The following is a 15,828-nucleotide window of genomic DNA, read 5'->3' as shown; positions in this document are numbered from 1 at the left end:
TTAAATGAAAACTACCAAACAAATACTAAAGCTTTTAGTTATTGCTCTTATTATCGTATCATGTAATAATGATGATTCTATAGAGTTAGTAAATAGAGATTATTCTAATGGAATTTTAATCAGCGGAGAAGGATCGGGAGCAGGAACAGGTTCTGTTACTTATTTGTCATCAGACCAAACATCAAAATATCAATTTATTTATTTAAGTGCTAACGGAACTCAGTTGGGAACATATTTACAATCTATGGCTTTTAATGAAAATAGTGCTTTTATTATTGTAGATAATGCCAATACGGTTACAATGGTTGATAAAAAAACTTTTATTAAAACTGGAGAAATTAAAACTGATTTAAACACTCCCCGTTTTATGACTGTTGTAGGAGATAAGGGATATATTACCAATTGGGGAGATCCATATAACACAGAAGATGATTATATTGCTGTTGCAAATTTAAATACCAATACTGTTGAAAAAACAATTTCTGTAGCAAATGGTCCTGAACAAATTGTTGCCAAAGGAAATAAGCTATATGTATCTCACAAAGGGGCATATGGAACAAATAATGTTGTTTCTGTAATTGATACAGCTACTGATGATGTTGTTGAAATTACAGTGAAAGACAATCCAGATGAGTTGTTGTTAAATAATAATGGAGATTTGTTAGTTCTATCGGAAGGTAGTATTGTTTATGATCCATGGCCAACTATAAAAAGTGAAACAAAAGCAGCTATACATATTATAAATACTACTACTAATACAATAACGAAAACGATAGAGTTTGAAGAAGGGGAGCATCCTAGTTTAATGACTTATGACAACGGACAAATATATTATTACCTATCAGGAGGGGTTTATAAAGTGAATTCAGGAGAAGAGACTTTACCAACTAAAGCATTAATATCTCAAAGTTTATATGGAATGGCAGTTAAAAACGGAAACCTATATGGTGTAGAAGCAAACTTTACTGCTCAAAGTAATCTTTATGTATTTGATTTAAGTACCAAAGAAAAAGTGTTTACAACAAAAGTAGCTTTAGGAGCTTCAAAAATTTACTTTACTGAGTAATTGGTGAGTTGCTATGAAGAAGAGAAAAGCCCATGCAAATTTGCATGGGCTTTTTGTTTATAAAATAGTTTGTACTTCTTTTTGAATGTATTGTTGGGCAATTTGTGTGGGGGATGGGCCTTCTTTTCCAATTTTAATTAATTCTTGTTGTAAATCTTTTCCACTCGTTAAATTATCGTGCATGCTGTAAGCGGTAATATTATTTAAAATAGTGGTTTTGGTGTTTACAATTAATGTCCAACAATCGGGACTTACATAAATTTGCTGTACCAAATTGTGTTCAAATTCAGCATTTATTTGAGCAATCAATAATTTGGCGTATTCAATTTTATTGAATGTTTCTGGATCAATTCTGTAAGCAAGATTTGTGATATTTATACGTTCTAAAAACAAGGTCATTCTTTCATAAGCCTGAAGTCTTATGGGTAAACTTTGTTTCTTTTTATCATTCAGCATTTCAAACTTTCGTTTGTTATTCTCCATAAAAACATATTGCTTTAAAAAGTAAGCAGCTACACCACCAGTAATTACTGATGGAAGGGTGTATTTAAGGATTTCTAGAATTTCATCCATTGTAAAATATTTTAAGCGAATATAAATGTTAGTTTTTAGGTGTCAAAATATGAGTTTCTTTAAAAATGATTACTTTTAGGCAAGCAATATAAAAACAAGCCTGTGTTCAGTTTTTTGGAATTTACTTTTATTGATCTGCTAGATATTCTTTTAGTAGCCTTTTTGTTATTTAACGTATATAAGTTGTTAAAAGGTACAGTGGCCATTAATATTTTTATTGGTATTGCCATTGTGTTTTTAATATATAAAGTTACTGAGGCCTTACACATGGAAATGTTTAGTTCTTTATTAGGAACTTTAATAAGTGGTGGAGCCATTGCGTTGATTATTATTTTTCATCCAGAAATGCGTAAGTTTTTGCTGATGTTAGGATCGACAAATTTTAAAAGCAAAAGAAATTTCATTAACCAATTAAAGTTTTTAAAAGCAGAAATATCTATTGATGTTGATGTAGAAGCTTTGGTGATGGCTTGCGAAAAATTTGGTGTTTCTAGAACAGGAGCTCTAATTGTAATTGAAAGAAATAATAGTCTTGATTTTTTAAGTGAAAAAGGAGACAGCATGAATATTGAAATTAATATTCCTATTCTAGAAAGTATTTTTTATAAAAATAGCCCGTTACACGATGGTGCTATTATTGTAAAAGAAAACTATGTGGTAGCCACAAGAGTTGTGTTGCCTTTGTCAGAGAAAAAATTGCCAAGTAGGTTTGGATTAAGACACAGAGCTGCTATTGGAGTTACTGAAAAAACAGATGCTATGTGTTTGGTGGTTTCTGAAGAAACAGGAGAAATATCTTTTATTATTGATGGTGCTTTTGAATTGTATAGCACTACTAATGAGTTGCAAGAAAAAATTAGAATGTACCTAAGTTAAAAATCTCTGTTAACGTTACGTTTGTCCCATTTTAAATCACTCAATACAGAAGATTTAACTCCGATAAAGAAATAGTAAGAACTATAATTTCCAATAGGAACCCAGTTAAAGTTCATACTCCAACTTCTTAAATCTCTCGTAAATCTTAAATTGGTGTAAGTAATACCACCATTGATGAAATCATAACCAGAGGAGGCTCCAACTTTCCATCCTGGACTTAATTCTACATCACCAGAAAACATTAAAGAAGCAGATGAAATTTTTTTCTCACCCAAACTGTTGGTATAATTGGTAGAAAATGAGAAACGTAAATTCCAAGGCATGGCAGAGATATATTGAGGTAAGTCAGTAGTTTCTTCTGTTTCTTTTTGGGTATTTGTTTCGTCCTCTGGATTTACAGAAAAATCATTGGTGTTTTGTTGGTCTGCACCAAACAGATCTTGATCATAAGCTGTTGGGTCTTCCTCTTCTTCTGTAGTGACTCCCTCTTTTTTCTTTTCAAAATCCTTGTTAGAAAAGGAATACCCTGTGGTAAAGTTAGCTCTGGTCATTCTAAGTAAAGGACCTCCGTTTTTATAACTCAAAGCATCAACTCTTTCTATTTTACCAGTGGTTGCGTTAGGTTTTAAAGCATAAGGGTCTAAAGATGCTCCAAAGTTTAGGTTCATTTTTTTTAGAATGGTTGTCCCTGCCGTTAAGTTTACAGGAGAAAGTTTAAAACTTTCTGCAGTAAAATTATAACTGGTACTCATATTTAATGAGTTTAAAATGGTGATTTTTTTATCCTCGCCTTCTAAATCATCTTTATTGGCTACTTTTCCTTCTAAGGTATTGGCCAAACTAAATCCTAATGAGTTTGAAACTCCTCTGGAAGGACCTCCATAAATTCCGTTATCAAATTTTGAATAAGTTTCAAAAGTTGTTGCAGCAGCATTTTTTTGTACCTCTTCATAATAAAAACCAAAATCAGGTCTGTAGCTATAAGAAACAGAAGGTCTCATGGTATGTCTAATGGCTTTTAAATTGCTGTTTTTAAACTTAAACATTCCATAAATAGTGGTACTTAATGATGTTGATGCACTGTAATCTCTAAAGGCATTGAACCCAGAAATAGTATCTGTCACAACTTTATTTTCTATAGGATCATATTCTTTGTGAATTTTATCTAAATACCAAACTTCTCTATAACTCATACTAGGCGATAAAGAAAAATATTTAAACAGTTTCATGTTGGTACTCATACTTACATTGTGTTGAGCCCCATTTTTTGCTTTGTCAAACATTTTGCTACTAAAAAATTCATCTTCAGTAGTGGTTACTTGATTGTCAGCTTTCAAAGAATAGGTAAGACCAATTCTTTGAAAAGCATTTTTTTTGGTTCCATTTTTAGGAGCAAACGGGTATTGTCTGTCCATGTTTAACTGTAAAGATGGGAGTGTTAAATAGACATCTTTTGTGTTTGTATTTTGTCTGTGGTTAGCAGAAAGACTCATGTTAAAAGGAGTTCCAACAAAATCTTGATAATAAGAAACAGAAGAACTTAAAGTGTTGGTCAATCCTAAACCATTGTTAGTTTCATTAACAGACTGCCTAAAATATTGACTACTACCTAAGTTTACAGAGGCAGAAAATCTACTATTAGGAGAAGCTTTACTGTCTTGACTATGAGACCATCTTAAGTTAAAGTTTTTGGCAACACTATAGCTAGAAAAACCTTCAATTCCGCTAATAAGATTATCGTAATTAAAACTAAAATTTCCACTAAACTTATATCTTACTCGATAACTTGAAGCGGCATTAATTCCCCAGCTACTATTAGAATAAATATCGGCAGTAAGTTTTAAATCAAAATAATCGTTAAGCGCTAAATAATAACCTCCATTTTGTAAGAAAAATCCTTGGTTAAAAGATTCTCCATAAGTTGGGAAAATAATACCAGAGGTTCTATTTTTAGTTAATGGAAAATAAGCAAATGGGAAAATAGCAGGAGTGGGTACATCAGCAATGACTAAATTAGTAGCTCCTGTAATAATTTTTTTACCTGGAACTACTTTTGCTTTGGTAGTTTTTAAGTAATAATCTGGATGTCTTGGATCTGAGGTTGTAAAAATAATATTACGCACAAAAATGGTAGAATCGTTTACTCTTTTTGTTTTCTGACCTAAGGTGTTAATTCCGTTTTGTTCCGTTTCTAAACCATAAATAATGGCTTTTTTGGTTTTGTAATTAGAAATTAATGAATCTTGAGTGGTTTCATTACCAGTGGTTTTAAAAACAGGTAATTGAGAATATTTTCCTTTTTCATCGGGAATTCCTCTTGCTTGAAAGGTATTGGTGTTGTAATCAATTAAAATTTGACCAGCAGTAATTTCGTTTTCTCCGTAAACTACATGGGCTTCATCATATAAATAAACCTTTTTATTTGGAATATCTTCTTCAATATACCCTTTGGCAGAGTGTTCTATAATATCCTCTATGGCTTCTTTTTTCTTAGGAGTAACAATGCTATCATTAGCAATGTTGGGAATACTGTCGTTTTGTATGGCAACAATACTATCATTTTTAATAGCAGGTATGCTATCGTTTTGCACAATAGAATCTTTAGCTTGCGTTAAAATATTAGTATCTGTAGTTTTATCCTGAGCTTTAGCAGGTAAACTACTTAAGCACATGAATAAAACTAATAAAAGAATGTAAAGTCTATTTGTTTGCAATGCTTTAAGTCCTATTTTTGTCTAGTCCAATTGACAACAATATGGATGCCAATTTAAAAGTCCAAAAATAATTAAATTTTATTGATGAAATTGATTCCCATATTTAAATATCAGAACTTTTCTTTAATACGCATAAGTGTTGTGTTTATTGTGCTCTTTAGCTCAATGATAACAGATGTTTCTGCCCAAAAACATGAAGGTTTTATTGTGGTGCTAGATGCTGGTCATGGAGGGAAAGATCCGGGTAAAGTAGGATACAAAGGAGCAAAAGAAAAAGATGTAGCCCTAAATATCGTCTTAAAAACAGGTAAAATACTATCTACTATTCCTGGTGTTAAGGTAATGTATACCCGAACTACGGATGTTTTTGTTGATTTATGGAAAAGAGGAGATATAGCCAATGATGCGGATGCAGATTTATTCGTGTCAGTACATTGTAATGCACATACCAGTCAAGCAATAGGAGCAGAAACGTGGGTGCTTTCTTTAAAAGGAAATGATAGAAATTTTAGAGTTGCAAAGGCGGAGAACGAGGTAATCTTACAAGAAGAAAATCACCAAGAGCGTTATCAGGGTTTTGATCCTAGCAATCCAACCTCAGTAATAGGACTATCATTGGAACAAGAAGAAAACTTAGATCAAAGTTTATTGTTAGCTAGTTTGATTCAAACTGAGTTTGAAAAATCTTTAAATAGAGTCAATCGAGGAGTAAAGCAAGCTGGTTTTGTGGTATTGTATCAAACATATATGCCAAGTGTATTGATAGAAACGGGATTTTTAACTAATAGAATTGAAGGTCAATATTTATATTCTGCTGCGGGACAGCAACAAATGGCAAGTTCCATAGCTAAGTCTGTGCAGAAATATTTACAAAGACAACAGTTGAACGTAGCTGCAAATGATTTTTATGATGGAGATGTTATCAGTAGTCCAAACACGAGTAATGTTGCTAGTGCTTCAGAAAATATAGGGACTTATTATAAAGTTCAATTGGCTTCTAGTAAAAATAGAATTAGTACATCTTCTTATAATTTTAAAGGATTAAAAGATGTAGAAAGAGTTCAGGTTGATGGCTTTTACAAATATTATTTAGGAAGATACAACAACAAACAAGAAGCAAATACAGGATTGTCATTAGCCAAATCAAAAGGTTATAAAACCGCCTTTGTTGTTGGTTTTAATGATGAGGTAAAAGCGACACCACATTCCATAACAGAACAATTAGCCACTCCAAAAGTTGTTAATAATGCTGTTTCTAAGGTGTATTACAAAGTTCAAATAGCTTCATCAACAAATAAAATCAGTACAAGCCCCTCTAATTTTAAAGGATTGGATGAAGTAGAAGCTGTTAAAGTTGGGAATTATTATAAATATTATTTAGGAAAAACAAGCAGTTACGACCAAGCAAAGAAGTATTTAGCCTCTGCAAAATCTAAAAAATACAGCTCAGCTTTTGTAGTGGCTTTTTTAAATGATGAAAGAATCACGCTAAAAGAGGCCTTGAAAAGGCAAACAAATTAAATATTTTGTATTTTCGTTCCATGATAAAAATTTCTAGAGAATTAAAGGCAGGTGTTGCTGCACTGGTAATATTAGCATTGTTTTATTGGGGCTTTAGTTTCCTAAAAGGCAGAAATCTGTTTAACGGTGGTTTAAGCAGTTATTACACAACTTATAAGAACATTAACGGATTAAAAAAATCTAGTGCTGTGACTGTAAATGGTTTTACAGTAGGTAAAATTTTAGATATTCGTTTTAGTGATGACCCTGAAAAAAAAGGTCAGTTAATTGTAGAGTTTACCATTGAAGAAGATTTACATTTTTCAAAAAAATCTATTGCAAAAATCTATAGTGGTGGATTAATGGGAGGCAAATCATTGGCAATTATCCCATCGTATGATGGAGAAGAAGCTGAACCTGGTGATTATTTAAAAGGAGAAATAGAATCTGATATTTTTTCATCGATCACCAATAAATTAAATCCCCTACAATCTAAAGTAGAGAATGTAATTGTAAATATAGATTCGGTTACAGCCAATTTAAATGCTTTGTTAAATAAGCAAACCATAGAAAATTTAAATACAAGTTTTGAAAATTTAAATGTAATCATGGCTAGCTTAAAAAATACTTCAGCATCTGTGGAGGTAATGATTGAGAGTAATCAGCAGAATATGAATGCTACTTTTAGTAACATCAAGAATACTACAAAGAACTTAAAAACTTTTTCGGATTCTTTAGCACAAATTAAAATATTAGCTATTTCAGAAAAAATTAACAGAACCGCTTCTCATTTAGATAGCATTACTGCTGGAATTCAAGCCGGACAAGGAACTATAGGTTTGTTGGCTAAAGATGAAAATTTATATAACAATTTAGAAGCTGCTAGTAAGGAGTTGGAAGAATTGTTGAGAGATGTAAAAGAGCATCCAAAAAGATTTGTTCACTTCTCTATCTTTGGAAAAAAAGAAAGAAAATACGAGGAATCAGAAGAAACTAAAGAAAACTAAAAACTATGCAGTTTATTCCAAATATTATTTTTGCCATTTTATTAGGAGTAGGAGTCTACTTTTTTGCAAACAATGTAAAAAAGTTACTTCGTAATATTAAACTGGGTAAAGATATAGATAGGTCTGATCAAAAATCTGAGAGATGGTCAAATATGATTAGAATCGCTTTGGGGCAATCTAAAATGGTAAGAAGACCCGTTTCTGGTTTTTTGCATATCATTGTTTATATTGGTTTTATTATTATAAATATTGAGGTTTTAGAAATTGTTTTAGACGGACTGTTAGGAACACATCGTTTATTTTTACCCATTTTAGGAGAAAGTGTTTATGGATTCTTAATAGGAACTTTTGAGGTTTTAGCCATTTTAGTTTTTATATCTGTAACTGTTTTTTGGTTGCGTAGAAACGTACTTAAAATCAAACGTTTTTGGAACAAAGAAATGACGGATTGGCCCAAAAATGACGGAAATTACATTCTGTATTTTGAAATGGTCTTAATGACTTTGTTTTTAGTAATGAATGCTACAGATGTACATTTACAACAATCAGGAACCGGAAATATCATCAGTCAGTTTTTTGTACCATTGTTTCAAAATATTCCTTTTGAAAGATTGTATCTGATTGAACGCACAGCTTGGTGGTTGCATATTTGTGGAATTTTAGTTTTTCTTAACTATTTATATTACTCAAAACATTTACACATTTTATTGGCTTTCCCTAATACGTTTTATGCAAACTTAAAGCCTAAAGGTCAGTTTGTAAATAATAAAAATGTAACCAAAGAAGTACAATTAATGATGGATCCTAACGCAGATCCATATGCTGCTCCTGCCGAGGATGAAGGAGAACCAGAAAAATTTGGAGCGAGTGATGTGACCGATTTAAATTGGGTGCAATTAATGAATGCTTACACTTGTACAGAGTGTGGTCGTTGTACATCGGTTTGTCCAGCAAATTTAACGGGTAAAGAATTGTCCCCAAGAGCTATTATGATGAAAACTCGTGATAGGTTAGAGGAAGTTGGTAGAAATATAGATGCTAATAAAGGGACTTTTCAAGATGATGGAAAGCAATTATTAGGGGATGATTATATTACTCAAGAAGAAATTTGGGCTTGTACAAGTTGTAATGCTTGTGTAGAAGAATGTCCTGTAAATATTGATCCATTATCTATTATTATGGACATGAGACAATATTTAGTAATGGAACAATCTGCAGCTCCTCAGGAATTAAATGCAATGATGACCAATGTAGAAAACAATGGTGCTCCGTGGCAATACAGTCAAATGGATAGATTGAATTGGGTAAACGAGGAATAGTCAATTAACAATTATCAATTAGGAATTACAAATTCATCAAACTCGTAATTCGTAATTTCAAAATTCGTAATTAGATATGATAACAGTACCAGTAATGGCAGACTTATTTGCCGAAGGAAAGGAACCAGATATATTGTTTTGGGTAGGTTCTGCAGGAAGTTTTGATGATAGAGCTAAAAAAATAACCAGAGCCTTTGTTAAAATATTAAACAAAGCTGAGGTAAATTTTGCGGTGTTAGGAACCGAAGAAAGTTCTAGTGGTGATGCTGCTAAAAGAGCAGGAAATGAATTTTTATTTCAGATGCAAGCCATGACTAATATTGAGGTGATGAATGCTTACAATGTGAAAAAAATTGTAACGGCTTGTCCTCATTCTTTCAACACTTTAAAAAATGAATATCCTGAGTTAGGAGGAAAATACGAAGTTTTACATCATACACAATTTATAGAACAATTGGTAAATGAAGGAAAATTAGATCTTTCTAAAGCTAAGTTAGATATCAATACCATCACTTTTCACGATCCTTGTTATTTAGGACGAGCAAATGATGAATATGATGCACCAAGAACTTTATTAAAATATATCAAAGGAACTAATTTGGTTGAAATGAAAAGATCAAGAAACAATTCTTTGTGTTGTGGTGCAGGAGGAGCTCAAATGTTTAAAGAGCCAGAAAAAGGGACTATGGATGTAAATGATCTACGTACTCAAGATGCCTTAGAAACCAAACCAGATGTGATTGCTACAGGATGTCCTTTTTGTAATACCATGATGACAGATGGTATTAAACATCACAAAAAAGAAGCAGAGGTTCAGGTAAAAGATATTGCTGAATTGCTAGTAGAATCTTTAGGATTGTAAACGGCAAACAATAAAATTATTGAAGTGAGTATCTCACACTTTAAAGGTGTTATGTAGTTACTTTTTTTATGAATAAAATATGAAACATTGGATTCAAGCGGCAAGGCTAAGAACTTTGCCTTTGTCGTTGTCGGGAGTAATTACAGGGAGTTTTTTAGCAGCTTCAAAAGGAGCTTTTCATTGGGATATTTGTGTGTTGGCTTTGTTAACAACTGTTGGATTTCAGGTCCTATCTAACTTTGCTAATGATTATGGAGATGGAGTGAAAGGAACAGACAACGAAAATAGAGTAGGCCCACAACGAGCTTTGCAAAGTGGAACTATTTCTCCAAAGCAAATGTTAAAAGGGATTTATATAACCATTGCCATTACTTTAATTATTGCATTGTTATTAATTTATGTTTCTTTTGGTAGTGAAAACTTTATGTTGTCTATTATTTTCTTTTTCCTAGGATTGGCTTCTATTGGAGCAGCCATGAAATATACCATGGGAAAAGGAGCCTACGGATATTCTGGTTTTGGAGATCTATTTGTCTTTTTGTTTTTTGGATTGTTAGGGGTCGTAGGCTGTGAATTTTTATATACGAAGCAAGTATCAACCTTGTCTTTTTTGCCTGCCATTTCTATAGGATTGTTTAGTGTTGGTGTGTTGAATTTAAATAACATGAGAGATCGATTGTCAGATATTCAATCTAATAAAAATACTTTGGCAGTAAAATTAGGAGCAAATAAAGCAAAGGTTTATCATTATGTATTATTGATTGTTGGAATGCTATCCACCATTTATTATGTTGTTGCTTTGAATTATTCTTTTAAAGCATATTTATTTTTAATAGCTTTTGTTCCTTTATTAAAACATATTAAAACAGTTTACACCAATAAAGAAGCTGTATTGTTAGATCCTGAATTAAAAAAAGTTGCTTTAAGTACCTTTTTGTTTTCGCTCCTTTTTGGTTTAGGATTAATTATTTAATACTTTTAAGGAACTTGTAAAACTAATAAAAATGAAAAAGATTTTTCTATACGGATCTGTAATCATTATTGCAATACTTTTAATTTTGATAATGATTGCACCAAAATCTGAAACCATACAAAGGTCAATTATTATAGAGAAACCTATAGAGGTAGTGTACCCTTATTTTGCCTCTTTACAAAATATAGAGGAATATGATGTTTTACAAACTTTAGACCCAAATACAGTACATGAATATAGAGGAGTTGGGAACACTGTAGGTTCTGTTCGCGCGTGGAAATCAGAACATAAGCGAGTTGGAGTTGGAGAACAGGAAATTATAGAAATGATCCCTAATAAAGAAATTATTTCTGAGTTAAGAATTGAAAAACCTGTTGAATTTAACTCAACTACGTTTTTTAAGTTTGATGACAATGGAACTGATACCAAAGTTATATGGGGACAAGATTTATACTATGGAGCCTTACAAAGTGTTTTTATGATGCTTATTGATGTAAATAAGTTAAAAGGTTCTGATTTAGAAAAAGGGTTGAAAAATGCCAAATCAATATTAGAAAAATAAACAGAATACTTAATAAATTCAAAACCTTTTGGCTAAACCCAAAAGGTTTTTTTTAGTGTATGAAAGCAAATTATAAAAAATATATTCTTGATTTTAAACAAGCCTCTGGGACTTCAAGAGGAGTTTTAAAGACTAAAGAAACCTATTTTATCATTTTAGAAAAGGATGGAAAAATAGGATATGGAGAAACAGGTTTGTTTAGAGGTTTAAGTGCAGATGATAGACCCGATTATGAAGCCAATTTAAAATGGGCTTGTAAAAATATTCATTTAGGAATAGATACTTTATGGAAGGAATTAATTGAGTTTCCTTCTATTCAATTTGGATTGGAACAAGCTTTTTTGTCTTTAGAAAGTTCTAACGGTTTTGATTTGTTTCCTTCAAAATTCACAAGAGGGGAAGATGTTATTCCGATTAATGGATTGATTTGGATGGGCAGTGAAACTTTTATGAAAGAGCAAGTTGCAGATAAAATAAAAGCAGGCTTTTCTACCATTAAAATGAAAATTGGAGCCATTGATTTTGATACAGAAATTAAACTATTAAGTAGTATTAGAGAAAAATATACCACAAAACAAATCACATTAAGAGTTGATGCAAATGGAGCTTTTGCTCCACAAAATGCTTTACGTAAATTAGAACGTTTAGCCATGTTGGGTATTCATTCTATTGAACAACCTATCAAACAGGGAGAATTAAATGCAATGAGAGATTTGTGTTTAAAATCACCAGTACCGGTGGCTTTAGATGAGGAATTGATAGGTGTTTTTAAGTACGAAGAAAAATTAGCTTTGTTAAAAAATATTCAGCCACAATATATTATTTTAAAACCTAGTTTGGTGGGTGGTTTTAAAGGATGTAATGAGTGGATTGAAATAGCCAACTCATTAAATATTCCATTTTGGATTACTTCTGCATTGGAAAGCAATATTGGACTAAACGCTATTAGTCAATATACCTATACTTTAGGTGTTCAAATGCCACAAGGTTTGGGAACTGGTGGTTTGTTTACCAACAATATAGATAGTCCTTTAGAAGTAGTAGATGGAAGTATCAGGTACAACACAAATGCAGCATGGAAAATAGATTTTTAGATCAAGCATACAAAGCAAATCATAGTATTTGGAACTATGTACTAGGAATTATTTTAGTAGTTATAGGAGCTTTAACTTTTTCTTTGCCTTACAATTTAGTGATTGCAAATAAAATTACAGAAGGAACTGCAGATGCTTCAAGAGTTGAAGATATCAACTATTTATACACTTTATTAGATAGCAATACATCTTTGTTTTATATGATGTTACCTTTTGTAGGTGCTATGATAACTTTATTTATAATCATAAAAAAAATACACAAACAAAGTTGGACAAGTTTAACAACGAGTAGAGTTAAAATAGATTATAAACGAGTTTTCTTTTCTTTCTTCTTTTGGGCAAGCATCACTTTGTTGTTGTTTTTTATTGGCTATATCATTAGTCCAGAACAGGTGGTTTGGAATTTTGATGCAAAGAAATTTTCGATTTTATTTTTGTTATCAATTGTATTAATTCCTATTCAAACTAGCTTAGAAGAATACGTGTTTAGAGGATATTTGATGCAAGGTTTGGGAGTCAGTTCTAAAACAAAATGGGTGCCTTTATTGGTTACATCAGTCGTTTTTGGACTGTTGCATTATGCAAATCCTGAAGTAAAAGAATTGGGTTATGGAATCATGGTTTTTTATATAGGAACAGGATTGTTATTGGGAATTATGACTTTAATGGATGAAGGAATAGAATTGTCTTTAGGATTTCATGCTGCTAATAATTTGATAACAGCTCTATTAGTTACTGCGGATTGGACAGCATTCCAAACGGCAGCCATTTTTAAAGACATATCTTCTCCAAGTTTGATGACGGAACTAGTTGCTATGTTCTTTTTATATCCATTATTGCTATTTGTTTATGCTAAAAAATACAAATGGAATGCTTGGAAAGAAAAGTTGATATAGAATAGTTGATAAAGAAAAACTTAGTTAAATTAGAAAAGAAACATCTCGACTACACTCGATAAACTGTTAAAGGTATTGTAGTGTAATCTAGAAATTAAGATGATAAAAAATATGTCTCAAGAATTTTTTGCTCACAAAACAGCCGTGATTGATGAGGGAGCTAAGATTGGAAAAGGAACCAAAATATGGCACTTTAGTCACATCATGCCTCATTCAGAAATAGGAGAGGTTTGTAACATTGGTCAAAATGTGGTAGTGTCTCCCTTTGTAAAATTGGGTAGAAATGTTAAAGTGCAAAACAATGTTTCTATATATACAGGAGTGGAGTGTCAGGAAGACGTGTTTCTAGGCCCTTCCATGGTGTTTACCAATGTTATCAATCCACGTAGTGCCATCATCAGAAAAGACGAATACAAAGTTACGTTGGTTAAAAAAGGAGCTAGTATTGGTGCTAATGCTACCATTTTATGTGGTAATACCATTGGAGAATATGCAATGATTGGTGCTGGAGCAGTAGTTACAAAAGAAGTAAAACCTTATGCTTTGGTGGTAGGAAATCCATCAAAACAAATGGGTTGGGTAAGTGAATACGGACACAGATTAAAATTTGATGCAGACGGAATGGCTATTTGCAAAGAAAGTTTACAAGAATATAAATTGACTAACGATACCGTGACTAGAATATCATGATGAAAAAAATTATTTGGGTATTATTATTGGGAGCAAACATTTTAAATGCTCAAGAAAAAGAGGAACTCTTTCCAGAGCATGAAAGTCAGTTAAGAATTCCGTTTAATCATGCTAGTTATAGTGTTTTTGAACAAGGTATTTATCAAGCTGAGAATAGTCATACAGCCATAAAACCATATGTGTATCAAGCTGTGAGTAAAGTGGCAGGATTGGATGCATATAAAAACAGTTTATTAAAAAATAAAAAATCTTGGGGAGGTAGAAAGTTGTGGAACGAACATTTGGTAGCTGTTAGAGGAAAAGATTATTGGTTTCATTTAGATGTGCTTTTGGATGTAGATGCTGGAGTTGATAACACCGATGTTGGTACGACGATGAACAATACTAGAATTCTTAAAATTGAAGGACAGATAGGGAATAAGTTTTCTTACAGTGCTTCTGCTTTTGAGAGTCAAACAAAATACACCCAGTTTGTTTACGATTATATAAAAATCAATCAACCAGAAGATGCAGCAGGTTTAATACCTGGAAGAGGAAAAGGAAAAGGGGTTGGAACTTATGGAATGGATTATGGAATTTCAACAGGATATGTTTCTTATGCTCCTAGTAAATTTTTTGATGTACAATTTGGTCATGGTCAAAATTTTATTGGTGATGGGTATCGTTCTCTGTTTTTGTCTGATGTTTCTGCTCCAAGTACTTATGCAAAAATTACCACAACTGTAGGAAAGGTACAATACACTAATATGTGGATGTGGTTAAAAGACTTTAATTATTCTATTGATGATGCTTCGGCAGGAATGAACTATGGTCACAAAAGGAAATATGGAACCTTTCATCATTTAAGTTGGAATGTAACACCTCGTTTTAATCTTGGTTTTTTTGAAGGGATTATTACTGATAATGCTGGAAGTTCAGGAGCATTTCCTGCAGAATATTTTAATCCTATTATTTTTTATAAAAATTTAGAATTTGCCAATGGTGAAGATTCTGGTAACGGAATTGTAGGAATGGATATGAAATATAGGTTAGCAGAAAACACCATTTTTTACGGACAATTTTTATTAGATGATTTTAAAGTGGCCGAATTTTTTAAACCTCAAAATGGGTATTGGGCAAATAAAAATGCCATTCAAATTGGAGCTAAGTTTTTTGATGCTTTTAAAGTGAAAGGATTACAATTACAGGCTGAATACAACAAAGTAACACCGTTTACCTATTCTCACGAACAACAACATAATTACGCTCATTTTGGACAGCCGTTGGCTCATTTATGGGGAGCTAATTTTTGGGAAACTGTGTTTATTGCCAGATATAATAAAAATCGTTGGGGAGCACATGCAAAAGTTGTGTATGGTAAAAAAGGATTTGATATTGATGGAGATTCAACATCTTATGGAGGAAATGTGTTTGTGTTGGCAACAGAAAGAAATGGAGATTACGATCAGAAATTTTTACAAGGAAATGTAGCCACTACTTTAAACGCAGATATGGAAGTAAGTTATTTAATCAACCCATCTAATAATTTTAAAGTATTTGCTGGTGCGTTAATTCGTAACTTTAAATCAGACAGTCCTATTACCAGAATAGGAATTGAACCAGAATCTACGGGGTATACTTTTAATGTGGAAAACACCCAATGGTTTGTAGTAGGAGTAAAAGCCGATTTATTTAACAATTATAGAGATTATTAATA

Annotated in this window: 14 protein-coding genes; 12 read left to right on the top strand and 2 right to left on the bottom strand. The window is 32.0% G+C overall.

Annotated features, from left to right (window positions below):
* Positions 1-4: 4 nt before the first annotated feature.
* Positions 5-1,066, top strand: coding sequence for a YncE family protein (locus tag QVZ41_RS00680; RefSeq protein ID WP_302882632.1), 1,062 nt, complete (start codon positions 5-7; stop codon positions 1,064-1,066).
* Between the two features lie 57 nt (positions 1,067-1,123).
* Here QVZ41_RS00680 and QVZ41_RS00675 read toward each other — a convergent pair whose 3' ends face one another.
* On the bottom strand, positions 1,124-1,639 hold the full coding sequence (locus QVZ41_RS00675; protein ID WP_302882631.1) for a DUF7935 family protein: 516 nt from the start codon (positions 1,637-1,639) through the stop codon (positions 1,124-1,126).
* 102 nt (positions 1,640-1,741) lie between these two features.
* Here QVZ41_RS00675 and cdaA point away from each other — a divergent pair, with 102 nt between their 5' ends.
* Positions 1,742-2,515, top strand: a complete 774-nt coding sequence (cdaA, locus tag QVZ41_RS00670) for a diadenylate cyclase CdaA (RefSeq protein ID WP_073122112.1) — start codon at positions 1,742-1,744, stop codon at positions 2,513-2,515.
* Here cdaA and QVZ41_RS00665 read toward each other — a convergent pair.
* Entirely contained in the window at positions 2,512-5,187 is a 2,676-nt protein-coding gene (locus QVZ41_RS00665) for a putative LPS assembly protein LptD (protein ID WP_302882630.1), read from the bottom strand. The genes cdaA and QVZ41_RS00665 overlap by 4 nt on opposite strands.
* 207 nt (positions 5,188-5,394) lie before the next feature.
* On the opposite strand from QVZ41_RS00665, the gene QVZ41_RS00660 reads away from it, so the two are divergent.
* The 10 genes from QVZ41_RS00660 to QVZ41_RS00615 all read left to right on the top strand — a co-directional run bounded on the left by QVZ41_RS00660 (position 5,395) and on the right by QVZ41_RS00615 (position 15,826).
* Positions 5,395-6,750 carry an N-acetylmuramoyl-L-alanine amidase gene (locus QVZ41_RS00660; RefSeq protein WP_302882629.1) on the top strand — a complete coding sequence of 452 codons (1,356 nt, stop codon included), beginning with the start codon at positions 5,395-5,397 and terminating at the stop codon, positions 6,748-6,750.
* Positions 6,751-6,770: 20 nt separating this feature from the next.
* A complete protein-coding gene (locus QVZ41_RS00655; RefSeq protein ID WP_302882628.1) occupies positions 6,771-7,736 on the top strand; it encodes an MlaD family protein in 966 nt (321 codons plus the stop codon).
* Positions 7,737-7,741: 5 nt separating this feature from the next.
* A complete protein-coding gene (locus tag QVZ41_RS00650) occupies positions 7,742-9,055 on the top strand; it encodes a 4Fe-4S dicluster domain-containing protein (protein WP_302882627.1) in 1,314 nt (437 codons plus the stop codon).
* A gap of 76 nt (positions 9,056-9,131) precedes the next feature.
* On the top strand, positions 9,132-9,917 hold the full coding sequence (locus QVZ41_RS00645; RefSeq protein ID WP_302882626.1) for a (Fe-S)-binding protein: 786 nt from the start codon (positions 9,132-9,134) through the stop codon (positions 9,915-9,917).
* A gap of 79 nt (positions 9,918-9,996) precedes the next feature.
* Positions 9,997-10,890 carry a 1,4-dihydroxy-2-naphthoate octaprenyltransferase gene (gene menA, locus QVZ41_RS00640; RefSeq protein ID WP_302882625.1) on the top strand — a complete coding sequence of 298 codons (894 nt, stop codon included), beginning with the start codon at positions 9,997-9,999 and terminating at the stop codon, positions 10,888-10,890.
* 31 nt (positions 10,891-10,921) lie between these two features.
* The gene (locus tag QVZ41_RS00635; protein WP_302882624.1) at positions 10,922-11,452 is read left to right on the top strand and encodes an SRPBCC family protein; all 531 of its coding nucleotides are present in this window, start codon (positions 10,922-10,924) and stop codon (positions 11,450-11,452) included.
* Positions 11,453-11,511: 59 nt separating this feature from the next.
* Entirely contained in the window at positions 11,512-12,546 is a 1,035-nt protein-coding gene (locus QVZ41_RS00630; RefSeq protein WP_302882623.1) for an o-succinylbenzoate synthase, read from the top strand.
* Positions 12,528-13,442, top strand: a complete 915-nt coding sequence (locus tag QVZ41_RS00625; RefSeq protein ID WP_302882622.1) for a CPBP family intramembrane glutamic endopeptidase — start codon at positions 12,528-12,530, stop codon at positions 13,440-13,442. Before QVZ41_RS00630 ends, QVZ41_RS00625 begins: the two co-directional genes overlap by 19 nt.
* Positions 13,443-13,553: 111 nt before the next feature.
* On the top strand, positions 13,554-14,132 hold the full coding sequence (locus QVZ41_RS00620; protein WP_302882621.1) for an acyltransferase: 579 nt from the start codon (positions 13,554-13,556) through the stop codon (positions 14,130-14,132).
* Positions 14,132-15,826 carry a gliding motility protein RemB gene (locus tag QVZ41_RS00615; RefSeq protein WP_302882620.1) on the top strand — a complete coding sequence of 565 codons (1,695 nt, stop codon included), beginning with the start codon at positions 14,132-14,134 and terminating at the stop codon, positions 15,824-15,826. Before QVZ41_RS00620 ends, QVZ41_RS00615 begins: the two co-directional genes overlap by 1 nt.
* Positions 15,827-15,828: the final 2 nt, after the last annotated feature.

The organism is Wenyingzhuangia gilva (assembly GCF_030519655.1).
GTDB lineage: Bacteria > Bacteroidota > Bacteroidia > Flavobacteriales > Flavobacteriaceae > Wenyingzhuangia > Wenyingzhuangia gilva.
This window is presented reverse-complemented; position numbering and strand designations above follow the sequence as displayed.

Coding starts and splice junctions, on each gene's coding strand:
- QVZ41_RS00655 (WP_302882628.1), top strand. CDS start 6,771: ATGATAAAAATTTCTAGAGAATTAAAGGCAGGTGTTGCTGCACTGGTA.
- QVZ41_RS00650 (WP_302882627.1), top strand. CDS start 7,742: ATGCAGTTTATTCCAAATATTATTTTTGCCATTTTATTAGGAGTAGGA.
- QVZ41_RS00615 (WP_302882620.1), top strand. CDS start 14,132: ATGAAAAAAATTATTTGGGTATTATTATTGGGAGCAAACATTTTAAAT.
- QVZ41_RS00635 (WP_302882624.1), top strand. CDS start 10,922: ATGAAAAAGATTTTTCTATACGGATCTGTAATCATTATTGCAATACTT.
- QVZ41_RS00620 (WP_302882621.1), top strand. CDS start 13,554: ATGTCTCAAGAATTTTTTGCTCACAAAACAGCCGTGATTGATGAGGGA.
- menA (WP_302882625.1), top strand. CDS start 9,997: ATGAAACATTGGATTCAAGCGGCAAGGCTAAGAACTTTGCCTTTGTCG.
- QVZ41_RS00675 (WP_302882631.1), bottom strand. CDS start 1,639: ATGGATGAAATTCTAGAAATCCTTAAATACACCCTTCCATCAGTAATT.
- QVZ41_RS00625 (WP_302882622.1), top strand. CDS start 12,528: ATGGAAAATAGATTTTTAGATCAAGCATACAAAGCAAATCATAGTATT.
- QVZ41_RS00630 (WP_302882623.1), top strand. CDS start 11,512: ATGAAAGCAAATTATAAAAAATATATTCTTGATTTTAAACAAGCCTCT.
- QVZ41_RS00645 (WP_302882626.1), top strand. CDS start 9,132: ATGATAACAGTACCAGTAATGGCAGACTTATTTGCCGAAGGAAAGGAA.
- QVZ41_RS00665 (WP_302882630.1), bottom strand. CDS start 5,187: ATGTGCTTAAGTAGTTTACCTGCTAAAGCTCAGGATAAAACTACAGAT.
- QVZ41_RS00660 (WP_302882629.1), top strand. CDS start 5,395: ATGATAACAGATGTTTCTGCCCAAAAACATGAAGGTTTTATTGTGGTG.
- QVZ41_RS00680 (WP_302882632.1), top strand. CDS start 5: ATGAAAACTACCAAACAAATACTAAAGCTTTTAGTTATTGCTCTTATT.